Annotated in this window: 17 protein-coding genes; 5 read left to right on the plus strand and 12 right to left on the minus strand. The window is 68.6% G+C overall.

Annotated elements, in window-relative coordinates; all coding sequences use genetic code 11:
* Positions 1-251 precede the first annotated feature (251 nt).
* The 3 genes from glgB to LF262_RS08810 form a co-directional block, all read right to left on the minus strand.
* On the minus strand, positions 252-4,112 hold the full coding sequence (gene glgB, locus LF262_RS08800; protein ID WP_235779936.1) for a 1,4-alpha-glucan branching protein GlgB: 3,861 nt from the start codon (positions 4,110-4,112) through the stop codon (positions 252-254).
* A complete protein-coding gene (gene treS, locus LF262_RS08805; protein WP_235779937.1) occupies positions 4,109-5,905 on the minus strand; it encodes a maltose alpha-D-glucosyltransferase in 1,797 nt (598 codons plus the stop codon). The genes glgB and treS overlap by 4 nt, the downstream gene beginning before the upstream one ends.
* A 77-nt stretch (positions 5,906-5,982) precedes the next feature.
* Positions 5,983-8,196 carry an alpha-1,4-glucan--maltose-1-phosphate maltosyltransferase gene (locus LF262_RS08810; RefSeq protein WP_372462760.1) on the minus strand — a complete coding sequence of 738 codons (2,214 nt, stop codon included), beginning with the start codon at positions 8,194-8,196 and terminating at the stop codon, positions 5,983-5,985.
* Positions 8,197-8,227: 31 nt separating this feature from the next.
* Between LF262_RS08810 and glgP the strand changes: the two genes are divergently transcribed.
* Positions 8,228-10,849 carry an alpha-glucan family phosphorylase gene (gene glgP, locus LF262_RS08815; RefSeq protein ID WP_235779939.1) on the plus strand — a complete coding sequence of 874 codons (2,622 nt, stop codon included), beginning with the start codon at positions 8,228-8,230 and terminating at the stop codon, positions 10,847-10,849.
* Positions 10,850-10,918: 69 nt separating this feature from the next.
* Here the strand turns inward: glgP and glgX are convergent, their stop codons facing one another.
* Positions 10,919-12,988 carry a glycogen debranching protein GlgX gene (gene glgX / locus LF262_RS08820; protein WP_235779940.1) on the minus strand — a complete coding sequence of 690 codons (2,070 nt, stop codon included), beginning with the start codon at positions 12,986-12,988 and terminating at the stop codon, positions 10,919-10,921.
* Between the two features lie 172 nt (positions 12,989-13,160).
* Here glgX and LF262_RS08825 point away from each other — a divergent pair, with 172 nt between their 5' ends.
* Positions 13,161-13,955: a carbon-nitrogen hydrolase family protein gene (locus LF262_RS08825; protein WP_235779941.1), complete on the plus strand. Its 795-nt coding sequence runs from the start codon at positions 13,161-13,163 to the stop codon at positions 13,953-13,955.
* A 32-nt stretch (positions 13,956-13,987) separates the two neighbouring features.
* Here LF262_RS08825 and rlmB read toward each other — a convergent pair whose 3' ends face one another.
* The 5 genes from rlmB to LF262_RS08850 form a co-directional block, all read right to left on the minus strand.
* Positions 13,988-14,998 carry a 23S rRNA (guanosine(2251)-2'-O)-methyltransferase RlmB gene (gene rlmB, locus LF262_RS08830; RefSeq protein ID WP_235779942.1) on the minus strand — a complete coding sequence of 337 codons (1,011 nt, stop codon included), beginning with the start codon at positions 14,996-14,998 and terminating at the stop codon, positions 13,988-13,990.
* The gene (gene cysS / locus LF262_RS08835) at positions 14,999-16,516 is read right to left on the minus strand and encodes a cysteine--tRNA ligase (protein ID WP_235779943.1); all 1,518 of its coding nucleotides are present in this window, start codon (positions 16,514-16,516) and stop codon (positions 14,999-15,001) included.
* A gap of 81 nt (positions 16,517-16,597) precedes the next feature.
* On the minus strand, positions 16,598-16,930 hold the full coding sequence (locus tag LF262_RS08840; protein ID WP_235779944.1) for a hypothetical protein: 333 nt from the start codon (positions 16,928-16,930) through the stop codon (positions 16,598-16,600).
* A 94-nt stretch (positions 16,931-17,024) separates the two neighbouring features.
* A complete protein-coding gene (locus LF262_RS08845) occupies positions 17,025-18,167 on the minus strand; it encodes a hypothetical protein (protein WP_235779945.1) in 1,143 nt (380 codons plus the stop codon).
* Positions 18,168-18,181: 14 nt separating this feature from the next.
* On the minus strand, positions 18,182-18,349 hold the full coding sequence (locus LF262_RS08850) for a hypothetical protein (RefSeq protein WP_235779946.1): 168 nt from the start codon (positions 18,347-18,349) through the stop codon (positions 18,182-18,184).
* 196 nt (positions 18,350-18,545) lie between these two features.
* Between LF262_RS08850 and LF262_RS08855 the strand changes: the two genes are divergently transcribed.
* The 3 genes from LF262_RS08855 to LF262_RS08865 are packed head-to-tail and all read left to right on the plus strand — an operon-like array spanning position 18,546 to position 20,441.
* A complete protein-coding gene (locus LF262_RS08855; RefSeq protein WP_235779947.1) occupies positions 18,546-19,178 on the plus strand; it encodes a hypothetical protein in 633 nt (210 codons plus the stop codon).
* 25 nt (positions 19,179-19,203) lie between these two features.
* Positions 19,204-19,764 carry a sensor histidine kinase gene (locus LF262_RS08860; RefSeq protein ID WP_235780171.1) on the plus strand — a complete coding sequence of 187 codons (561 nt, stop codon included), beginning with the start codon at positions 19,204-19,206 and terminating at the stop codon, positions 19,762-19,764.
* The gene (locus LF262_RS08865) at positions 19,761-20,441 is read left to right on the plus strand and encodes a response regulator (RefSeq protein WP_235779948.1); all 681 of its coding nucleotides are present in this window, start codon (positions 19,761-19,763) and stop codon (positions 20,439-20,441) included. The genes LF262_RS08860 and LF262_RS08865 overlap by 4 nt, the downstream gene beginning before the upstream one ends.
* 4 nt (positions 20,442-20,445) lie before the next feature.
* On the opposite strand, the gene ispF is transcribed toward LF262_RS08865, so the two are convergent.
* From ispF to LF262_RS08880, 3 genes are all read right to left on the minus strand, one after another.
* Complete coding sequence (gene ispF, locus LF262_RS08870) at positions 20,446-20,943, minus strand: 2-C-methyl-D-erythritol 2,4-cyclodiphosphate synthase (protein WP_235779949.1); 498 nt, start codon at positions 20,941-20,943, stop codon at positions 20,446-20,448.
* 6 nt (positions 20,944-20,949) lie between these two features.
* A complete protein-coding gene (gene ispD, locus LF262_RS08875; protein ID WP_235779950.1) occupies positions 20,950-21,717 on the minus strand; it encodes a 2-C-methyl-D-erythritol 4-phosphate cytidylyltransferase in 768 nt (255 codons plus the stop codon).
* A gap of 106 nt (positions 21,718-21,823) precedes the next feature.
* Positions 21,824-22,306 (minus strand): CarD family transcriptional regulator, encoded by a 483-nt coding sequence (locus LF262_RS08880; protein WP_066495480.1) that lies wholly within the window; start codon positions 22,304-22,306, stop codon positions 21,824-21,826.
* Positions 22,307-22,500: the final 194 nt, after the last annotated feature.

Here is a 22,500-nt window from a genome sequence, read left to right on the forward strand (position 1 = left end):
CGCTCGGATTCGCGGAGTCAAACCGGCCGTTCAGTCGGCCACATCTGACCCTGGGATCTTCGAGCTCTGGCGCCATGAGGGAGTGAATCCCCGCCCTTGGCGCGGGACAAAACTATACCACCGTCGGACCGGGATCACCAACACACCCCGGTGACGGCAAGAGAGCCCCTGCCTCCGAGGGGTGCCCCCACGAGAACGGGGCGGCGACCTGGATCGCACGATCCAGATCGCCGTCCCGTCGAGCAGGCTGCCTACTCGGGCTCGTCGCCGTCGGTATCGGGGACCAGGTAGACGACGCCAAGCGGGGGCAGGGTCAGCACGGCAGAGGCCGACTTGCCGTCCCACTCCCGCGCCTCAGCCATGACCAGGCCGCCATTGGTCACACCCGAACCTCCGAACTCGCTGGCATCGGTGTTGACCAGCTCACGCCATCGTCCCGTGAGCGGCAGTCCCACCGTGTAGTCGATGTGCGGGTCACCCGCGAAGTTGGCGATGCACACGAGCGGGGTCTCGTCCTCGGACCACCGGATGAACGAGATGACGTTGCGGTCGGCGTCGTCACCCCGGATCCACTCGTAGCCGGAAGGCTCGTTGTCCTTCTCGTACAGCGCAGGCGTGGCACGGTATGCAGCATTGAGTTCGCGGATGAGGTTCTGCAGACCCTTGTGGGGCTCCAAGTCCGCCATCCACCACTCGAGTCCGTGCTCCTGGTTCCACTCCCCCTCCTGGCCGAACTCGCATCCCATGAAGATGAGCTGCTTGCCGGGGTGAGCCCACTGGAACGCGTAGAAGGCACGGAGGCTCGCCAGCTGCTTCCACCGGTCGCCGGGCATCTTGCGCAGCATGGAGCCCTTGCCATGGACTACCTCGTCATGGCTGATCGGCAGAAGGAAGTTCTCACTGAACGCGTACACGATCGAGAACGTCATCTTGTTGTGGTGCCACTTGCGATTGACCGGGTCCTCTTCCATGTACTGGAGCGAATCGTGCATCCAGCCCATGTTCCATTTGAGCCCAAATCCAAGCCCGTTGAGCGAGGTCGGCTTCGTGACGCCGGGAAATGCGGTGGACTCCTCTGCGATGGTGACTATTCCCGGATTGCGCTTGTAGGCCGTGGCGTTGGTCTCCTGAAGGAAGGAAATGGCCTCGAGGTTCTCGCGGCCCCCGTACTGGTTAGGCCTCCACTGGCCTTCCTCGCGCGAGTAGTCGAGGTAGAGCATCGACGCCACGGCATCCACACGCAACCCATCGATGTGGAACTCCTCAAGCCAGTACAGGGCGTTGGCCACGAGGAAGTTGCGCACCTCGGTGCGGCCGAAGTTGAAGATGAGCGTTCCCCAGTCGGGGTGCTCGCCTAGCTGCGGGTCCTCGTGCTCGTAAAGCGGCTGGCCGTCGAAGTTGGCGAGCGCCCACTCGTCCTTGGGGAAGTGCGCGGGCACCCAGTCGACGATCACCCCGATGCCGGCCTGATGGAGGCTGTCGACGAGGAAGCGGAAGTCGTCCGGATGGCCGAAGCGCGAGCTGGGCGCGTAGTACGAGGTGACCTGGTAGCCCCACGATCCACCGAAAGGGTGCTCGGCAACAGGCATGAACTCGACATGCGTGAAGCCCATCGACGTCACGTACTCGACAAGCTGCTCGGCGAGTTCCCGATACCCGAGCCCGAGACGCCACGAACCGAGATGCACTTCATACACGCTCATAGGGGAGCTGTGCGAATCGGCCTTGGCGCGCGCGGCCATCCAGGCGTCGTCCTTGAACGCGTATCGCGACTCAACAACCCGCGAGGCCGTGCGCGGCGGTACCTCTGTGCCGAAGGCCATCGGATCGGCGCGCTCGACCCACTGGCCGTGCCGCGTGAGGATCCCGAACTTGTAGCACATCCCTGCTACTACGCCCGGGATGAAGATCTCCCACACCCCTGAGGAGCCAAGGCTGCGCATGGCATGCTCACGCCCGTCCCAGCCGTTGAAGTCGCCCTTGACCTGCACCGCCTGGGCATTGGGTGCCCAGACCTTGAAGGACGTCCCTTCGACGTCACCGAGAACCGAATGGTGCCGCTCGACGTGTGCCCCGAGCACACGCCACAGCTCCTCGTGGCGACCCTCCCCGATGAGATGGAGATCGAGCTCCCCGATGCTGGGCATATAGCGATAGGGGTCATCGACGGTGACGAGATGTCCTTCTCCGTACTCGACCTCGAGGCGGTAATCGGGCACATGGCCGGACTCCGACTCGGGCGCCGTGCCCACCCACACTCCATGCGCCTCATGGGCCAGCGGAACACGACCGGCCGCGGTGAGTGCCGTCACACTTGTCGCGAGGTGCTTGAGGGCACGGATGGTCACCGTTCCCTCGCCGTCGAGGTGCGCGCCGAGGATGGCATGGGGCGCATGGAACGCGCCGGCTGCAATCTTCGCCAGAACGTCACGGTCTACCGGGATCGGATCCTCCTCCCCCGCACCCGGCAGGGTGTGTTCAGGGGCATCCACGGAACCCCCGGCCAGGTCCGGTGCTGGGACCGCGCCACCGTGCTCGGCGCCCCCCAGGCCTGGCACGCCTCCCTCCGTTGGGCGGCTCCCCGTTCCCGCTGCATGTTCTCCGTGTGCCACGTACGTCTCCTCTCCGGGCGGTGATCCCACCGCCCCGACCTCTACCCCGCCCGGCGCCTTCCCAAGCGCACCGGTGAAGCTCTCTCCTGATGGAACCCAAGTCGCGTCGGGGAGCCAGTCGCCGAGCGCGGTCCGCGCCGCGCGAAGGGGGATCTCGGCCCACGCGGGCCGATTCCGTTCCTCGTAGGAAACCTCGTACAGCGCCTTGTCGAGCCACAGCGCAGCGAAGAGAGCGGTCCCGAACGGGCTGTCTCCCCCTGCCACAGACGAGTAGCCGTCCCAGTAGGCCTGCCCTGCCGCCTCTGCCCAGCCGTCCGGCACACGCGCCGCCGGGTCTGTGCGACGGGCCGCACCGGCCGCATAGTCGAACGAACGCAGCATGCCCACCACGTCGCGGAGGACGACATCCGGGTGGCTCCGTTCGGCGACCGGGCGGAGCGGTTCACCCTCGAAGTCGAGGATGGCGAATGGACGCTCGCGGTGCGCGAAATGGAGAATCTGGCCGAGGTGCAGGTCGCCGTGGATCCGCTGGACCGCGAGCCCTCCCTCCCGGGGGCCGGCGAGCGAGGCCAGGAGGCGCTCGAGCGCCTCGTCGGGCACGGCAACGCTCGTGCGGACCTCACCCCATGCCTCGCGCAGTCGCTGAGAAAGCCGCTCAACGAAGGCCTCGGCCTCCGCGCCACCGAGCGTCTTCGTTCCGAGGGTCTGCGCCAGTGCCGTATGGATGCGCGCAGTGGCCGCACCGAGCCCGCGGGCCTCAGACGAGAAGTCTCGGCCCTCAACCGCCGCATCCAGCGCTACGCGCCACATGTCCGCGCCCCCGCTGAGGAATTCGTGGGCCACGGCGAGTTGACCGCTCACGCTCTCTCCCGACGGCGAGCGCCACTGGGCATCCACCCAGCCGAGCGCCGTCGGGGCGTCTCTCGTATGGGCGCGGGCCAGGGCGGCTCCGAGTTCCACCTCAGGGTTGAGGCCTTTTGCCATCTGGCGGAAGACCTTGACCATCGCGTCACCGGACGCCGAGCGGACGATGATCGAGGAGTTGGACTGCTCGCCGCGCAGCACCGATGCCGTGAGTTGGCCCGACGGAAGCGACCCCTGGCCGCTCGAGGCGCCGGTCGCCGTCGTGCTTTCGCCGTCGACCTGAGCGCGGCGTGCCATGAGGCCCAGCAGCGCGTCGGCGAAGGCGGGCTCGTGCACTGCGTCGTAAACCCAGAGGGCACGGCCGGCAATGCGGGCACGCCCCACCAAGGCTGCTTCGCCGCCCGCGAGGGGCCCATCGCGCAAGCTCAGCGGGACATTCAGCACGCTCTCGAGGCGCCCTGCCCGTACGAGCACGAACCGCACCTCGAGACGCGGGCCTCCTTCCGGGCCGGGAAGCTCGAACCGGCCCGCCGGGGCGAACTGGACCTCGCGGCCCTTGGCGGGGAACCAGCGCTGGCCCGGGAGCCAGTGTTCGAGCAGTGCCTCCAGCGAGGGGAACAGGGACGTGTCCGTCATTCGCTCAGCTCCCCCGGTAGGGGCGTTGGCACAATGACCGGCAGTGCCGTGGTCAGGGGGCTCGTCGGGACGGACGCAGCGTTGCGGATCCTCAGCCAGAAGTACCCGTGGGCGCCGAGGGTCACATGGAACCGGCCGTCCTGGCCCACCTGCGAGAAAGGCTCGCCACCGAAGACGTCGCGCAGACCGCGTCCCGCGTACTCCCCGAGGTCCAAGTCCGTCGCGACCGGATGGCCCGCCAGGTTGAAGACGCACAGGATGGCCTCGCCGCGCTGCTCCTGGGCCACGCTGTCCGGCATCTCCCGCACATAGGCGAGGACCCTCTCGCTGTCCGTCGGAACGTTCCGGTAGCCGCCGAGCCCGAACACGGGGTGGGCGCGCCGGACCCCGAGGATGTTCCTCATCCAGCGCAGCAGGCTCCCGGAATGCGCCATCTCCGCCTCGACGTTGGCCATGGCGTAGTTGTAGACGAGGGACTGGATCGTGGGCAGGTAGAGCTTGCCGGGGTCCGCGGTCGAGAAACCGGCGTTGCGGTCAGGGTTCCACTGCATCGGCGTACGGACGGCATCGCGGTCGTCCAGCCAGATGTTGTCTCCCATCCCGATCTCGTCGCCGTAGTACAGGAACGGGCTGCCCGGCAGCGAGAGGAGGAGCGCGTTGATCAGTTCGATCTCCGCCCGCGAGTTGTCCAGGAGGGACGCGAGCCTCCGGCGAATGCCGACGTTCGCGCGCATGCGCGGATCCGACGCGTACCAGCCGAGCATGGCCTCGCGTTCCTCGACCGTGACCATCTCGAGCGTGAGCTCATCATGGTTGCGCAGGAACGTACCCCACTGGGCGCCTCCAGGAATGGCCGGGGTGTCCACCATCGTGTCGATGATCGGCTGGGCCCGCTGGTCCCTCAGCGCGTAGTAGAGCCGCGGCATGATCGGAAAGTGGAAGGCCATGTGGCACTCGGGTGCCTCATCGGTGCCGAAGTACTCGACCACCTCGTGCGGCGGCTGGTTGGCCTCGGCGATGATGATGCGCCCGGGGTACTTCTGGTCCATGAACTCCCGCAGCTTGGCGAGGAATACGTGGGTCGCGGGAAGGTTCTCGCAGTTGGTGCCCTCAGCCGCGTAGAGGTACGGGACCGCGTCGGCCCGAATGCCGTCCACTCCCTGGTCAAGCCAGAACTGCACGACGGCGACGATCGCCTCCTGGACCTTCGGGTTCTCATAGTTCAGGTCGGGCTGGTGGCTGAAGAAGCGATGCCAGAAGAACTGCCGCCGAATCGGATCGAAGGTCCAGTTGGACTCCTCCGTGTCGATGAAGATGATGCGGGCGTCCTGGTACTTCTCGTCAGTGTCGCTCCACATGTAGAAGTCGCCGTACGGCCCCTCGGGATCCCGGCGAGACTCCTGGAACCAGCGGTGCTGGTCAGAGGTGTGGTTCAAGGGGAGGTCGATGATGATCCGCACGCCGCGGGCATGCGCCTCAGCCACGAGGCGCTGGAAGTCGCTGATCGAGCCGAACTCAGGCAGGACCGACTCATAGTCCGCGACATCGTAGCCGCCGTCGCGGAGCGGCGACTCGAAGAACGGCGGGAGCCACAGGCAGTCAACCCCGAGCCACTGGAGGTAGTCCAGACGGTCGATGAGCCCCTGGATGTCTCCGGACCCGTCGCCGTTCGCGTCGTTGAACGCACGCACCAGCACCTCATAGAAAACGGCCTTCTTGTACCAGGCGGTGTCGTGCCTGAGGCCGGGGGCGTTGACATTGAAATTCGGCTGTGCCTGCTGGCCGATGTTCATGGGCGAGGTAGTCTCCTTCGCGGCGGGGACACGCTGGTTCAGGTCTAGGCCACGTTAGCGCGGCGCCACGGAACCGGCTAGCGACGTACGTGGAGAACGTGTGCGGGCTCGACGTGGGCGTCGAGCCGCACGTAGTTGTGCTCGCCCCACTGCCAGGACTGGCCGGAGAGGAGGTCGTCGACGCGGAAACGGCCCTCGAGGTCGAACAGCTCGGGCTCGAGGTCGAGCGCGGCGAGATCGAGGTTGACCGTGCTCTCGCGAGCCGAATGAGGATCGACATTCACCACAACGATGATCGTGTCCTTCGTCCCGTCCGGCAGCACCTTGTGCTTGGAGTACACCACGGTGGAGTCGTCGGTGCTCGAGTGCAGCGTCAGGTTCTGCAGGTCCATGAGCGCAGGGTGGGCGCGGCGGATCTCGTTCAGCCGCGTGATGTACGGCGCCAGGGAACGCCCAGCGGCCTCCTCGCCAGCCCAGTCGCGCTGCTTGTACTCGTACTTCTCGTTGTCGATGTACTCCTCGGCCCCCGGCCTGGCCACGTGCTCGATGAGCTCGTAACCGGCGTACACGCCCCAGAGGGGGCTCGCGGTCGAGGCGAGGACGGCCCGCGCTTTGAACGCCGGCTTGCCCCCGAACTGCAGGTACTCGGTGAGGATGTCCGGCGTGTTCACGAACAGGTTGGGCCGGTAGAACGCGGCCCACTCCTTCGAGATCATGGTGAGGAACTCCTCGAGCTCCTCCCGTGTGTTCCGCCAGGTGAAGTAGCTGTAGGACTGTTGGAATCCCGCCCGGCCGAGGGCCTTCATCATCGCCGGGCGGGTGAAGGCTTCGGCGAGGAACACGACTTCCGGGTTCTTCTTGGCCACCCTGCCCAGGAGCCACTCCCAGAACCACACAGGCTTGGTGTGCGGATTGTCCACGCGGAAAATCTTCACGCCATGGTCGATCCACAGGTTCACGATCCGCAGGATCTCCCTCGACAGGCCCTCGGGATCGTTGTCGAAGTTGAGCGGATAGATGTCCTGGTATTTCTTGGGCGGGTTCTCGGCGTAGGCGATCGAGCCGTCAACGCGCTTGGTGAACCACTCGGGATGCGTCCTGACCCAGGGATGGTCCGGGGAGGCCTGCAGGGCGAGGTCGATCGCGACCTCGAGGCCGAGCTCCTCGGCGCGGGATACGAACGCGTCGAAGTCGCCGAAGGTGCCGAGGTCCGGGTGGATCGCATCGTGGCCGCCCTCAGCGGCGCCGATCGCCCACGGCGAACCCGGGTCACCCGGGCCGGCGTTGAGAGTGTTGTTCGGCCCCTTGCGGAACGCGCGGCCGATCGGGTGGATCGGAGGCAGGTAGATGACGTCGAAGCCCATTTCGGCGACCCCGGGAAGCCGCTCGGCCGCGGTCCGGAGAGTGCCGGAGGTCCACTCACCGGTCTCGACATTGCGCACTGCGCCCTCAGAGCGGGGGAAGAACTCGTACCACGCACCGCGCCCCGCGCGCTCGCGCTCCACCAGGAGCGGGAAGTGCTCGCTCTCGGTGACGAGGTCGCGGATCGGGAGGCGGTCGACGGCGGCACGCACCACCTCGCTCTCGCCTGCCGCAAAGCGCTCCTCGGCGCTGTGAGACGCGTCCGCGAGGGCATAGGAGGCCGCGCGGAAGGTGCCGCGGTCAGCGTCGGTGCGTGCGTCGTCGTCGGCCGCTTCCGCCAACAGTGCGGCGCCCTCGGCGAGCATCAGCTCGACATCAATGCCTGCGGGAATCTTGATCGCGGCGTTGTGGTGCCAGGTGCCGTAGCGGTCATGCCACGCCTCGATCGTGAACGTCCAGGCACCTTCCTTGGTGGGCGTCAGGACGCCATGCCAGCGGTCCAGGCCTGTGCCGAGCTCCGAGAGCCGGACGCGCTGCTTCTCCTTGCCCCGGGGCGAGTACAGCACGGCGCTCACCCCGAGCGCATCATGGCCCTCGCGGAACGCGGTGGCCCCGACGTCGATTCCCTCACCCACCACTGCCTTGGCGGGGAAGGCGCCGCCCTCCACCACGGGTGAGACGTCGGTGATGGGGAAGCGGCCGAATCGCAGCTTGCCGGGGATGGTCGGCTCGAGAGCGGGCACAGGTGGTCCTTTCGCAGTGCGGGGCGTGGGGCGGGTCTTCTCTCGCGAGGCCCCCTGTCCATCCGTCACGATAGCCCGGGGCGGAGCCGATTGCGAAGGAGGCGACGTCGGCGCCAACGTAGTCAGCGTGGGGATCAACCGGCGTGTTGGGTGCAGTTCACCGGCGCGTAACGCGACGCACTTCATCGGCACGCGCGGCTCGACTAGTGTGGCGCACGTGAAGGCCATCCGTAGATTCACCGTCCGCACCGTGCTCCCGGAGCCCATCGCTGCGCTCGATACGCTCGCCACGAACCTGCGCTGGTCCTGGCACCAGCCCACGCGCGAACTGTTCGAGAGCCTCGACCCTGTGCTGTGGGAGGAGAGCCGCCACGACCCGGCCGGCTTGCTCGGCCTGGTCACGCGCGAGCAGCTGCAGCGGCTTGCCCTCGACACGGACGTGGTGGAGCGGGTCCGCGCCGCGGAGGAGGACCTGCGCCGGTACCTCGAGGAGCCGCGCCGGTACCAGGAGCTCGGCGAGGACGTGCCCCAGTGCATCGCGTACTTCTCGCCCGAGTACGGCATCACGGAGGTTCTCCCCCAGTACTCCGGCGGCCTCGGCATCCTCGCGGGCGACCACCTCAAGAGTGCCTCCGACCTCGGCGTGCCGCTGATCGGCGTGGGCCTCCTGTACCAGGCCGGCTACTTCAAGCAGTCGCTCTCGCGCGACGCGTGGCAGCAGGAGACGTACCCCGTCCTGGACCCGGACGCTTTGCCCCTGACCCTCCTGAGGGAAGCGGACGGCACGGCATGCGTCGTGACGCTCCCCCTGCCCAATGGGCGCAAGCTGCACGCCAACATCTGGCGGGCCGACGTGGGACGCGTGCCGCTCCTCCTCCTGGACTCGAACATGCCGGCGAACGACGACGGCGCGCGCTCGATCACCGATCGCCTGTATGGCGGCGGCGGGGACCACCGCCTCCAGCAGGAGATCCTCCTCGGCATGGGTGGCGTGAAGGCACTGCGGATTTTCCAGAGGCTCACGGGCAGGCCGGCCCCCGAGGTGTTCCACACGAACGAGGGCCACGCAGGATTCCTCGGAATCGAGCGGATCCAGGAGCTCATGTCCGGCCCGGCGCCGCTGACGTGGGACGAGGCTCTGGTCACGGGCCGCGCCTCCACGGTCTTCACGACCCACACCCCCGTGGAAGCAGGCATCGACCGGTTCGACGCCGCGCAGATCAAGTACTTCTTCGACGCGGGGCTCGCGCCCGATGTCCCCACCGCCAAGGTGCTCGAGCTTGGCCGCGAGAGCTACGAGGGCGGCGACCCCTCGGTCTTCAACATGGCCGTCATGGGCCTCCGCCTGGCCCAGCGGGCGAACGGGGTGGCGAAGCTCCACGGGCGGGTGTCCCGGGAGATGTTCTCCGGCCTGTGGCCCGGATTCGACCACTCGGAGGTCCCGATCACGTCAGTGACGAACGGCGTGCATGTGCCCACGTGGGTGGACCCGCAGATCGAGGCCATGGCCGAGGAACTCGCTCCCGGCGGCACGGTCGGCGCCCGCTGGGACGTGGTCTTCAACGTTCCGGACGAGAAGATCTGGGAGATACGCCGCCAGCTGCGAGGACGCCTCATCGAGGATGTGCGACGCCGTGTGCGCGCCGCGTGGGGCAAGCGAGGCGCAGGGGAGGCGGAGCTCACCTGGACGGACTCGGTCCTGAACCCGGATGTGCTCACCATCGGATTCGCGCGCCGCGTGCCCACCTACAAGCGCCTCACCCTCATGCTCCGCGACCCGGCACGGCTCAAGCGCCTCCTCCTGCACCCCGAGCATCCCATCCAGATCGTGATCGCCGGCAAGTCACACCCGGCGGACGATGCCGGCAAGAAGATGATCCAGGACCTCGTGCACTTCACGGATGATCCCGAGGTGCGCCACCGCATCGCATTCCTGCCGAACTACGACATCGCCATGGCGCGCACCCTGTTCCCGGGGTGCGATGTGTGGCTCAACAACCCCTTGCGTCCGCTCGAGGCATGCGGCACGTCGGGGATGAAGGCCGCGATCAACGGCTCGCTCAACCTCTCCGTCCTCGATGGCTGGTGGGACGAGATGTACGACGGCGCGAACGGCTGGGCCATCCCGACAGCAGGCGGCAGCTCAAGCCCCCAAGAGCGGGACGCCGTTGAGGCGGCCGCCTTGTACGAGCTCCTCGAGACCCAGATCGCCCCGCGCTTCTACGGCGCCTCCGGCACAGGCGCGGGCGCGGAGTCCGCCGGAGCGGCTGGCCCGTCCATCGAGCGGCGCGGCCCCGAAGGCGTGCCGGTGCACTGGATTTCGATGATCAAGCACACGCTCTCGCACCTCGGGCCGGCCGTCTCAGCCGACAGGATGGTCCTCGACTACATCAGGGAGCTCTACACCCCGGCAGCCAAGGCAGGGCGGGCCGTGAGGGCCGAGGACTACCGGTTGGGCCGCGAACTGGCAGCCTGGACCAAGCACGTGCGCAGCAACTGGTCCCAGGTGCATGTGGAGCACATCGACTCCGGCGGCCTTTCAGAAGTACCGCAGGTCGGTGACAAGCTGGCAGTGAATGCTTATCTGAACCTCGGCGTCCTGGGCCCTGCCGACGTCCTCGTTGAGCTCGCCTACGGCAAGGTCGACGAGTCGGACCAGCTCAACGGGGTGGGCCTGGCCGAGCTCGAGCCGAGCGAAAACCTCGGCAACGGCCGCTACAAGTTCTCCGGTGCCGTGACGATCGAGCACTCGGGGGCGTTCGGGTACACCGTTCGCGTGATCCCACGGCATAAGGGGCTGGCCTCGAAGGCCGAGCTGGGGCTGGTGGTCAACGCCTGAGGCTGGCCTCGAGGATCAGGGGGTCCTGGCGAGGGGTCACCGGCGTCTCGCCAGGATGCCCCTCTTCGATCACCGGACGTTTCGGGCCCGGTAGATCGACACGGAGTAGGGCTCGGCGACCTCAGCCTCGCCGGACGCGAACACCGTTCCGATCCGATGCTCGGTCTGCGTGGCGGTGGAGTAGCGGAGCTCGAATTCCATCCCGCGTCCCTTCGCCTCGGGGAACGTCACGTCCAGCTTCTCCGGTCCGCCGTTGATGACCACGAGGCCGTCCAGATACCCCGCCTTCGAGCCGAGGAGGAACTGGAGGAGCCGCTCGCGCGGATCCTGCCAGCGGTCAGGGTCCATGGGCGTTCCGTCCGCGCCGAACCAGTGGAAGTAGTTGCTCTCCTCCCGCTCCGGGTAGCTCGTAGGCTGGCGGGCCAGGAAGTCCTTCCGGATGCGGATCAGCCATGCCGTGTGCTCGAGCATGGCCTGACGCGTGAGGTCGAGGTTCCAGTTGAGCCACGTGACCTCGTTATCCTGGCAGTAGGCGTTGTTGTTGCCCTGCTGGGAACGGCCGAACTCGTCGCCCGCGGTGATCATGGGCACGCCGAGGGAGACCATGAGGGTGGCCATGAGGTTCTTCGCCGTCTGGAGCCTCGCCGCAATGATCGAGTCGACCTCTGTCGGGCCCTCGATGCCGTGGTTGTACGAACGGTTGTGGGTCGCACCGTCCCGGTTCTGCTCGCCGTTGGCCTCATTGTGCTTGCGGTGGTAGGACGTGAGGTCCGCAAGGGTAAAGCCGTCGTGCGCCGCGAAGAAGTTCACGGATGCGAGGGCCGTGCGCCCGGACGCCGCGAACAGTCCGTGTGAGCCGGAGACCGCGTCGGCGAGGCGCGCGGTCGGGCCTCCCAGCCCTCCTGAGTCGAGCTCGGCGCGGTCGACGAGCCAGAAGTCGCGGACCGTGTCGCGGTAGTGGTCGTTCCAGTCCGCCCACCCCAAAGGGAAGCGCCCGGTCTGCCAGCCGCCGAATCCGAGGTCCCACGGCTCGGCGATGAGCTTGGTCTGCGAGATCACCGGGTCCGCCGCAGCCGCAACAAGGAACGGATGCGCGGGCGTGAAGGAATGCTGGCCGTCGCGGCACAGCGAGACGGCCAGATCGAACCGGAAGCCGTCGATCCGGTACTCCTCAGCCCACAGCCGAAGGGAGTCGAGGGCCAGCTGGACTACACGGGGGTTGGAGAAATCGATCGTGTTGCCGCAGCCGGTCGTGTCGATGTACCGGCCCTCGGGGTCGGAGCGGTAGTACTCCCGGTCCCCCAGGCCCCGGAAGCTGATCGTCGGGCCGCCCGCGCCCTCCTCCGCGGAGTGGTTGTAGACGACGTCGAGGAACACCTCGAGACCGGCCATGTGGAGGAGCTTGACCATGCCCTTGAACTCGTCCTGCACGGCCTGCGGGCCGGCCGCCCGTGCGGCCTTGGTCGCGTACGCCGGATGCGGGGCGAAGAAGGCCGCCGTGTTGTACCCCCAGTAGTTCGTCAGGCCCACGTCCTGGAGGTGGGACTCGTCGAGGTGGAAGTGCACGGGCAGGAGCTGGATGCTCGTCACGCCCAGCCGGTGGAAGTGCTCGATCATCGCGGGGTGGGCAAGTCCCGCGTAGGTACCGCGGAGCTCTGCCGGGACCTCTGGGTTGAGCATTGACTGGCCCTTGACGTGGGCCTCGTAGACGATCGTGTCCCGCATGGGGACCGCGGGGCGCCCCACCGTTCCCCAGTCGAAATCCTGGTGCACGCGAACGTTGAGCCAGCGTGTCCCCACCCGGTCCACGGCTCGGCCGTATGGATCGAGGAGGAGGCTTCCGCGGCCCGGCTCGGGGGGCACCCCATCCGCGCCGAGGCGGGCAGCGAAGGCATAGTGCGTGCCCTCCGGCATCCCCGTCACGAGGCCATGGTGGACCCCGTTCGTGTACTCGGGCAGGGGATCCTTGCGCCACGCACCCGTCTGGTCAACGAAATGGACGTCCACAGCGTCGAGCCCGGGGGCGTAAACGGCCAGGTTGACGGTGTGGCTGGCCTGCTGCTCCGCTGAACGGGCTGGCGTGAGGCCGAGCGGGAACGGCTGCGACGGCGTCACCACGAAGGCCAGGGGCATCGTCATGTTGCTCATGCTCATAGCACCATCGGCCCATTGCCCGGGCCGGAGTCCTTCCTCGTCGCGGACAGGGTCGACATCGCTGCGGCCTCCCTCGGCACGCTCATCCTAGTATCAGCCGGAAAGCCGCGCTGCTTCACACGCGCCATCTGAACGGCCCGTCGGACATACTGGTCCCATGCGGATCGCACTCGCCCAGCTGACCTCGTCCCGTTCCCTCGACGACAACCTCGGCCTCGTCCGGTCGACCCTGGCCGAAGCGGGCCGGCGGCGTGCCGACGTCGTCGTCCTCCCCGAGGCCACCATGCGGGCCTTCGGCAACTCCCTGACCGACATCGCCGAGCCCCTCGACGGTCCCTGGGCCACCGCGGTGCGCGCCGCGGCGGACGAGGCCGGCGTGGTCGTCGTGGTCGGGATGTTCACCCCGGGCGTACCGGGGACAGTGCGCAACACCCTCCTCGTCCATGGCCGGGGCGTTGAGACGCATTACGACAAGATCCATCTGTATGACGCCTTCGGCTTCCTCGAGTCGGACACCGTGACCGCAGGCAAAGAGCCCGTGACGTTCACGGTGGACGGTGTCACGTTCGGCCTCGCGACGTGCTATGACGTCCGGTTCCCGGACCTCTTCACCGCGACAGCGGAGGACGGCGCCCAGATCCAGCTCGTCTGCGCCTCCTGGGGCGCCGGGCCCGGCAAAGCCGAACAGTGGGACCTGCTCGTGCGGGCACGCGCCGTGGACTCCACGTGCTTTGTGGTGGCCGTGGGGCAGTCCGATCCCGAGGCCGCCGGAGTTGAGGCGCACCATGGAGCTCCCACCGGGATCGGCCGGTCCGCGGTGGTGAACCCGTTCGGGCACCTCGTGGAACGCCTCGGTTCAGGGCCCGACATCCTGTATGTGGACCTCGACGTCGCTGCGGTCGAGAAGGCCCGGGAGGTTCTGCCGGTCCTGGCCAACCGCGTCCGGCTCTGAGCCTGAGGCCCTGAACCGGGGCCGCCGACGAGTCAGCTGGCGCTTCCCTCGGCGGCGGCGCGTCGGGTCGAGACCTCGTACAGGGAGATCGCCACGGCCATACCGGCGTTGAGAGACTCCATATCGGAATCGATCGGGATCGAGACGATCTGGTCGCACAGCTCGCGGGTGAGCCGCGAGAGTCCCTTGCCCTCCGAGCCCACCACGAGGCACACGGGGTCCGTCGCGAGTGCGAGGCCCGGCAGCCTCACGTCGCCGCCGCCGTCGAGCCCGAGGACGAAGATCCCCAGCTCCTTCATCTGCCGCAGCACGGTGTTGAGGTTAGGGGCCTTGGCCACCGGGACGCGCACGGCGGCACCGGCGGACGTCTTCCACGCGGAGGCCGTCATGCCCACTGAACGCCTCTCCGGCACGATGACGCCGTGTCCTGAGAACGCGGACACCGAGCGGATGATCGCACCGAGGTTGCGAGGGTCGGTGATGCCGTCGAGCGCCACAAAGAGGGGCGCATTCGCAACGTGCCCCCGCCGCCATTTCTCGTAGGTATCCTCGGCGAGCTCGAACGCGTCGGGGTACTCGTAGGGAGGCACCTGGAGCGCCAGCCCCTGGTGGATCGCGTCGTCGGTCATGCGGTCCAGCTCGGGCTTCTGGGCCTCCAGCAGTGGCACACCTGCCTCGGCGGCGAGCTTCATGGCCTCGCGCACACGATCGTCCATCTCGATGCGCACCGCGACGTACAGCGCCTTGGCGGGCACCCCCGCACGCAGCGCCTCCACCACCGAGTTGCGCCCCGTGACCATCTCCTCAGCACCCCGCGCGCGCCCGGTCCCACCGCGGCCCGCGGCGAGGCGGCCTGGCTGGCCCGCACGCTTCGCGACGGAACGCTCGGCGAGCTGCTTGGCCCGGTAGGCCTTGTGGTACACGCGGTCCTCTGCCTTGGGTGTGGGTCCCTTGCCCTCGAGGGCCTGGCGGCCGTGGCCTCCGGTCCCGACGGACGGGCCCTTCTTGCCCTTCGCGGCTCCTGGGCGTCCCTTGCCGGCCATCTATGCTCCCGTTCCGTTGGTCCGTGCTGGCTGTGACGCGGCGAGGCTCCATGTGGCCCCGTCCGCTGAATCCTCAACGACGACTCCCGCACCTGCGAGCAGTTCCCGAATGGCATCCGCCGCGGCCCAGTCCTTCGAGGCCCGGGCGGCTGCGCGCGCGGTGAGCTGCGCGTCGACGAGCGCGGACAGCGCGTGGTGAGCGGCGCCGTCGGACGACGGCGCGTGGCCACCGGCGGCGTCCAGGCCCAGGACGCGCGTCATGGCCAGCACTGCGTCCACGGCTCGGCTGGCGGCCACCGGGTCGCCGGCGGCGAGGGCGGTGTTGCCTTCGCGCACGGTCTCATGCAGGACGGCGAGGCCCTGGGGGATGTTGAGGTCGTCATCCATGGCTGCCGCGAAGGCGTCCGGGACCTGAGCGTCAGGGGCAATAGCGGTCGAATCCTGCGCGCCCCGGGCGCCGGAGAACGAGCGGCCCTCGTACTTGGCGAGCGCCTTGGCAATGAACCCGTCAATGCGTTCCACCGCGGCCGCCGCCTCCTGCAGGGAGGTGGGCCTATAGTCGAGGACCGAGCGGTAGTGGGCCTGGCCCAGGTAGTACCGGACCACGCGCGGGCTCGCGAGCGCGAGCATCTCCGCTGGCGAGACGACATTGCCGATCGACTTCGACATCTTTTCGCCCTCGTAGGTCACCATCCCGTTGTGCATCCAGAAGTTCGCGAACCCGTCCCCGGCTGCGGTGGACTGGGCGAGCTCGTTCTCGTGGTGCGGGAAGCGGAGGTCAAGGCCCCCGCCATGGACGTCGAAGCGCGGGCCAAGGTACTTCGTGGCCATCGCGGAGCACTCGAGGTGCCAGCCGGGCCGGCCGCGGCCCCATGGGGACGGCCACGACGCCGTCTCGGGTTCGTCGGACTTGTGGCCCTTCCACAGGGCAAAGTCACGCGGGTCGCGCTTGCCGCGCGGATCGGAGTCCGTCGCCGCCTGCATCTCGTCGATGCTCTGATGGGTCAGAGACCCGTACTCGGGCCACGAGCGCACGTCGAAGTACACGTCTCCCGAGCCGTCCTCGGCCGGGTACGCGTGCCCGCGCTCGATGAGCCGGGCTATGAGCTCGTGCATTTCGGTGATGTGCCCGGTCGCACGGGGCTCGTAGGTGGGGCGCTGGACGCCGAGCACCTCGTAGGCGGCCTCGAACTCCTGCTCGTAGCGGTAGGCGAGCGCGAACCACTCCTCACGCGGAATATAGGTCCCCTCCGGAGTGAAGTCCGGGGCGAAGCTGGCCTCGGACTTGGCCAGGATCTTGTCGTCGATGTCGGTGACGTTGCGGACCACGGTGGTCGCGAAGCCCCTGTACTGCAGCCAGCGCGTGAGCTGGTCGAAGACGATGGCCGAGCGCACGTGCCCCACGTGCGGCGAACCCTGCACGGTGGCGCCACAGTAGTACACCGAGGCCTTGCCGGGCTCGAGCGGGACGAAGTCACGGACTTCGGCGGTGGCGGAATCGTAGAAGCGCAGGGTCACTGGATAAGGGTATACGGGTGGGCGGCTGGGACGACGAGCGCCCCGGCCGCCGCGCGGGTACGCACGACGGCGCGTGGTGGGCTAGTTTCCGCAGACCTTGCCGATGCTGTTCAGCGCGTCCGTGAACTGCTTCTGCTGCTGGGGGGTGGCCACAGCGGTTGAGGAATCGGCGACCTTCTTCTGCAGGTCCGCCATGCCCTGGATGAGTGTGCCGACGGAGGGGTCGACCTTGGTGGCCATGTCCGCGTAGTGGTCGGCAACCTGCTTGGCCTGCTGGGCCTGATTGCCCGTGGGCTTGAACTGGTCGCTGTTGAGGAGTTTGCAGCTCTCGGCAACGCTGAGCCGGCCGTCCGAACCGCATGCGGTGAGCAGCATGGTGGCCGCGAGGGCGGTGGCGAGCAGGCCTTTCTTCACGCAGAACTCCTGGGGGTCGAGAGCAGGATGGCCGGCCCCGAGCGGGGCCAGCCATCCATTCTAGTCGATTTGTTTGCGCGAGCCTGGCCGCACCTCAGCCGAGCGCACCGCCGGTGGGGGCGGGCGTCGTCGTGCGTATCCCGCTGGCGCGGCGGCCGCGCACGACGCCGGCGAGCGCACCTTGCGCGCGCAGCACACCGTACGCGAGCCACGCCACCGCGACGAGGCCCACGAGCATCTGGCCGACCGCGACGAGGCCGGTCGGATGGATCTGGCCGACGACTGCGAACGCGGCGGCGAGCACCAGCGGTGCCCACGAGACGGTGCCTGCGCGCCAGAGCGCGGCGGCGAAGGCGACCATCATGAGGTTCTCGACGAGGAACAGCGGCATAAACGCGGGGAACAAGATGGCGCCGAGCGGGCCGAACACGGCGGACCCTGCATGCGAGGCTCCGAGGGCCGCGGTGAGGAAGTCGAGCACGCCCATGGCTGCAATCGAGACGGCACCGGCGCAGCCGAGCACTGTGCCGGCGATCGCGAGCCCGCTCCCCCGCTCCCGGACGGCCCCGGCGAAGAAGGCCGCCGCGCCGCCGAACAGGACGGCGATCCCGAGCGCCATGAGGCCTTCGGTGACGAAAGGTACAGGGCTCGATCCCGCGGCGGTCATTGCGGAGTCTGGGTCATCGGCCCCGGGGAACAGGACTTCTTTCGCCACACTCAGGACCAGGAGCGCTACCGCGCACGCCGCGCCCGCCCACACGCGGTGCGCCGGCGTGGGCACCTCGGCCCAGCCCGTCGCCGCGCGGCGGCGCACGATCGCGGCACACGCATACCCCATCGCCGCCAACGCCAATCCCAGGGACACGGGGCCGGACCAGGCAGAGGGCAGCAGAGCGACGACAACCACCAGCGCGGTCGCTGCGGGGACCCACCAGTGCACCGTCCCGGAGCGCCATAGGGCGAGGCCGAAGAGGGTGATCGCGAGGCTCTGGGCCGTCATGAGCGGCAGGATGAGCCATCCGCCGAGGCTGTCGAGGGCATCCATGGTCGCGGCCGCCGGGCCGGTCTCGGTCTGGGCGAGCGCGGCGGTGATCAGCGCGTGCATGGCGATCATCGCGGTCCCGGCCGTCCCGAGGAGGCCCGTTACGACGCCCGCGGACCCCCACCCGGATCCCCGGCCGCGCGTTGCACCTGCGAGGAACAGGACGCCGCCGAGGAAGAGCCCGGCGATGAGCATCAGCAGCCACCCGATCAGGATGGTGCGTCCTGTGTCCGCTGCGGCCGCGCGGGCACTGAGCCGCTGTCGGGCCCGGAGTCGCCGAAGAGGAAGGACGTGACGAGGGTGGCGAATAGGGCCGTGAGGAGCGCTGCGGCGCCGGAATACGTGCGGAGCCGCGCCGCGCGTGATGCTGTCTTCATGATGGGTCCTTGAGATGCTGGAGGGTGGAACTGACCCCGCAACCGTAAGATTCTGCGGCCCCGCGGCGGATCCGATCGGAGGCCCGGACCGGCGGCCGCCGGAATGACATCGCGTGCCCGACACTCCTCCCGGGGGATGAGCCGGGTCCTCCCCCGGTCCATAGTGCGCATGGGAGGGCGGGCGTATGGTCGTGCCATGGATGCGGCCGCCGCTCGTGTCTCAGCCCAGCGCATGGCCATCGCGCCGCGCGTGGGCACCGCGCGGCTGCGGGCGCTGTTCACGGGGCCCCTCAGCCATTGGTGGGGCGATGCGGCCATGGCTGCGCTCGCGGTGGCCTTCGGGATCATCGAAGGGCTTGGGCATGTCACCGCGTGGACTCCCGTCCAGCGCGTGCTCATCCTTGGCGCCCTTGCGATCGGAGTGCTGGCCCGGAGCCGCTACCCCTATGCGGCGGCGGTCATCATGGGCGCTGTGTTCGGCGCCGGGCCGGCCCTCGGCTATGCGATGGACAACTCGACCGCCACCCTCGTTGGCGGACTCGCTGTCATCTGGGCCCTCGGGGCGCGTCTCCCCCTCGCGCATGCAGTGTGGGGCACGGTGATCCTGCTGGTCACCGTCTCGGTCGGCTTCGCAGACCCCGTGGGATCCTTCCTCTGGAACGCGGGCCGTCATGTTAGCCGTGCTGCTCATCTCCCGTCTGCTGGCCTCGAGGAAGCGTGCCCTGGTCGCGCTCGCCGCGACGGCGCAGGACCTCGAGGCCTCTCGCGACGCCGAGGCGCGCGCCCAGGTGGAGCTCGAGCGGACGCGGATCTCGCGGGAGCTGCATGATGTTGTCGCGCACGCCGTGAGCGTCATGGTTGTCCAGGCCGGTGCCGCACAGAGCGTCCTGGACACCGACCGGGCCCGTGCGCAGAAGGCCCTCACGGCTGTCCAGGATACGGGCCGCGAAGCACTGCTCGAGCTCCGGACCATGCTGTCCACGCTGCGCCCCGAGGACGGCGTCCCCGCCCTCGCGCCCCAGCCCGGTCTGGCGGACGTGCCCGCGCTCGTCGCGCGCGTACGCGAAGGCGGGCTCGCCGTCCGCGTCGAGACAGAGGGGCAGCCGCGCGCGCTCACGCCCGCAGCGGACCTCGCCGCCTACCGCGTGGTCCAAGAGTCCCTCACCAATGTGGTCAAGCACGCCGAGGCAACCGCAGCGCGCATCGCCTACCGTTATGGGCGCGAGAATCTGGTCATCGACATCGAGGACGACGGCGCAGCGCACCCTGCTGCCTCCCGCACGGCCGGCAGCGGGCTGGGGCTGACCGGCATGCGCGAGCGGATCGAGCTGTGCGGTGGCACCCTCGAGGCCGGTCCGATGCCGGGCCGCGGCTTCCGCGTCCGAGCCTCCCTCCCGGTGGTGATGGCAGCATGAGCGGGCACAGCGAGGGGACCACCGCCACCTCGGTCCTCGTGGTGGACGACCAGGCCCTCGTGCGGGACGGCTTCGCGATGATCCTCGATTCGCAGCCAGATCTGGCGGTGGTGGGCACGGCCGCGGACGGCGCGCAAGCGGTGAGCGAGTGCGCGCGGCTCGCACCCAACGTCGTACTCATGGACGTCCGGATGCCGGTCATGGACGGGATCGAGGCGACCCGGCGGATCTGCGCAGCGGGGTCCGCGAAGGTACTCATGCTCACCACCTTCGACCTCGACGAGTACGTCTACGATGCAATCCGCGCTGGCGCGAGCGGATTCCTCCTCAAGGACGTCCCTGCCTCCGAGCTAGGCCATGGCGTGCGCGCCGTGGCCGCGGGCGAGACGCTCCTCGCCCCGACCGTGACACGCCGGCTCATCGAGCAGTTCGTGAGGCGCCCGGCGCCGGGACGGCCAGCAGAGCGCCTCACGGGACTCACCCCGCGTGAACTCGAAGTCCTCGCCGCGGTGGGCCGAGGACTCTCCAATACCGAGGTCGCCTCGGAGCTGTTCCTCTCCGAAACCACCGTCAAGACCCATCTAGGGCGCGTTCTGGCGAAGCTGGGCCTGCGGGACCGGGTCCAGGCCGTGGTGCTCGCGTACGAATCGGGGCTCATCGAGCCCGGCTTCCACTGAAGCTTCAGGCGGTCGGATACACGAGCGCCGTCGCGATCGCCGCGATGCCCTCCGTGCGGCCGGTGAAGCCGAGGTGGTCCGTCGTGGCGGCCGTGACGCCCACAGGGGCGCCCGCCGCCTCGGACAGCACGGCCTCGGCCTCGGCTCGACGGGGACCGAACTTGGGCCGCTGGCACACAAGCTGCACGGCAATGTTGCCGATCTCGAAGCCGGCCTCCCGCACGATCCGCGCGGCCTCCGACAGGAGCGTTGTGCCGGAGGCACCTGCGTACTCGGGACGATCGGTGCCGAAATGCGTGCCGAGGTCGCCGAGGCCGGCAGCAGAGAAGAGCGCGTTGGCCGCGGCGTGGGCCACCGCGTCCGCATCGGAGTGGCCGGCGAGGCCGCGCTCGCCCTCCCACTCCAGGCCGCCAAGCCAGAGGGGACGTGGGGCATCGCCGGGGGCGAAGGCGTGGACATCCACGCCGATCCCCGTACGGGGAATGGGACCCTGAATGACCATGGTCCTTCAGCCCCCCTGCGCGGCGACAAGCGTTTCGGCGAAGTGCAGGTCCATCGGGGTCGTGACCTTGAACGACTGGAGGTCGCCCGGCACCACATAGACAGGCGTGCCGAGCGACTCGACGAGCATCGCGTCGTCGGTGATGGCTGCTGCCTGATCGGGCTCCCACCGGGAGGCAACCTCATGGGCGCGCAGAAGGGTGCCGACGTCGAATCCCTGGGGCGTCTGGACCGCGCGGAGCTGCTCGCGCACGGCGGTGCCCGTGACCACCTCGGCGGCGATCGAGGCGGCGTCGCCCTCGGTCGGGGCCGTGGACTTGATGGTGTCCACGACCGGCATGGCGGGGATGACGGCGAGTGCACCCCGGTTGAGCGCCTCCGCGACGCGATGGAAGACCTCCGGCGGCGTGAGCGGCCGCGCGGCGTCGTGCACCAGGACGTGCACGGTCCCTGGAGCGAGCGCGGCGAGCGCGGCCCGGACGGAGTCCGCCCTCGTCGCCCCGCCCTCGACGACGTCGATCTCGGGCCCGGCGTCGCCGAGCTCCTCTGCGAAGGTGTGGCAGAACTCCGTGAGCTCGGCGTCAGCCGGAGGGACAGCCACGCAGATCTGCTGCGCCACGCCCGAGCCCGCCGCGCCGCGGAGGGCGTGCAGCAGCAGAGGAGCCTCGGCGAGCGGCACCAGCGCCTTAGGGAGGCCGTGGCCGAGCCGCGTCCCGGATCCCGCTGCCACGATCACGACGGCGGTCGGGACGGCGGGAGGAGGCGCGTCAGTCATGGCCCCAGCCTAGACGACGGCGCGAAGGCCCCCTGAAACCCGCCGGCGCCCTGTGAACGCACGAAGGCCCCGGCGCTTGCCGGGGCCTTCGTCTACTTCTGCTGCCTCAGGAGGCGAGGACCTCATCTAGCACGGTCGCCGCCTGCTCCTCGTCGGTCTTCTCTGCGAGCGCGAGCTCGGAGATGAGGATCTGGCGGGCCTTGGCCAGCATGCGCTTCTCGCCGGCGGAGAGTCCACGGTCCTGATCGCGGCGCCACAGGTCGCGGACGACCTCGGCGACCTTGATGACATCGCCGGAGGCCAGTTTCTCGAGGTTCGCCTTGTAGCGGCGGGACCAGTTGGTCGGCTCCTCGGTGAACTCGGCACGGAGAACATCGAACACGTGCTCGAGGCCTTCCTTGCCCACGACGTCGCGGACCCCGACAAGGTCCACATTCTCGGCCGGTACTTCAATCGTCAGGTCACCCTGAGCCACTTTGAGCTTGAGATACATCTTCTCTTCGCCCTTGATGGTGCGCATTTTGATCTCTTCGATCTTGGCTGCACCGTGGTGGGGGTAAACAACCGTCTCGCCAACCTCAAAAACCATGTGGACATTCCCCTTTCCCGCAGACTAGTCTACCACGTCCAGCGTCTCGGCTGGCTCCCATCACCCCTCGAGAAGCCCGGAATGACGCGGAACTGCGGCCTTCCACACCGTAGGATGGGGTTGACCAGGAGCGAAAAGGATGCTTCATGTCCGCGGGCGCGCGCGCTCGGTCACACAGAATCAGGGCAAGCGCG

Origin of the sequence: Sinomonas notoginsengisoli, assembly GCF_021554725.1 — a bacterium.
Lineage (GTDB): Bacteria > Actinomycetota > Actinomycetes > Actinomycetales > Micrococcaceae > Sinomonas > Sinomonas notoginsengisoli.

What these genes read in the sequence shown, in the direction of transcription:
- glgB (WP_235779936.1), bottom strand. Translation starts at nt 4,112, where the DNA reads ATGACGGACACGTCCCTGTTCCCCTCGCTGGAGGCACTGCTCGAACAC.
- treS (WP_235779937.1), bottom strand. Translation starts at nt 5,905, where the DNA reads ATGAACATCGGCCAGCAGGCACAGCCGAATTTCAATGTCAACGCCCCC.
- LF262_RS08810 (WP_372462760.1), bottom strand. Translation starts at nt 8,196, where the DNA reads ATGAAGTGCGTCGCGTTACGCGCCGGTGAACTGCACCCAACACGCCGG.
- glgX (WP_235779940.1), bottom strand. Translation starts at nt 12,988, where the DNA reads ATGACGATGCCCCTGGCCTTCGTGGTGACGCCGTCGCAGCCGTTCCCG.
- LF262_RS08825 (WP_235779941.1), top strand. Translation starts at nt 13,161, where the DNA reads ATGCGGATCGCACTCGCCCAGCTGACCTCGTCCCGTTCCCTCGACGAC.
- rlmB (WP_235779942.1), bottom strand. Translation starts at nt 14,998, where the DNA reads ATGGCCGGCAAGGGACGCCCAGGAGCCGCGAAGGGCAAGAAGGGCCCG.
- LF262_RS08845 (WP_235779945.1), bottom strand. Translation starts at nt 18,167, where the DNA reads ATGCTCATCGCCGGGCTCTTCCTCGGCGGCGTCCTGTTCCTCGCAGGT.
- LF262_RS08850 (WP_235779946.1), bottom strand. Translation starts at nt 18,349, where the DNA reads ATGAAGACAGCATCACGCGCGGCGCGGCTCCGCACGTATTCCGGCGCC.
- LF262_RS08855 (WP_235779947.1), top strand. Translation starts at nt 18,546, where the DNA reads ATGGATGCGGCCGCCGCTCGTGTCTCAGCCCAGCGCATGGCCATCGCG.
- LF262_RS08860 (WP_235780171.1), top strand. Translation starts at nt 19,204, where the DNA reads ATGGTTGTCCAGGCCGGTGCCGCACAGAGCGTCCTGGACACCGACCGG.
- LF262_RS08865 (WP_235779948.1), top strand. Translation starts at nt 19,761, where the DNA reads ATGAGCGGGCACAGCGAGGGGACCACCGCCACCTCGGTCCTCGTGGTG.
- ispF (WP_235779949.1), bottom strand. Translation starts at nt 20,943, where the DNA reads ATGGTCATTCAGGGTCCCATTCCCCGTACGGGGATCGGCGTGGATGTC.
- ispD (WP_235779950.1), bottom strand. Translation starts at nt 21,717, where the DNA reads ATGACTGACGCGCCTCCTCCCGCCGTCCCGACCGCCGTCGTGATCGTG.
- LF262_RS08880 (WP_066495480.1), bottom strand. Translation starts at nt 22,306, where the DNA reads ATGGTTTTTGAGGTTGGCGAGACGGTTGTTTACCCCCACCACGGTGCA.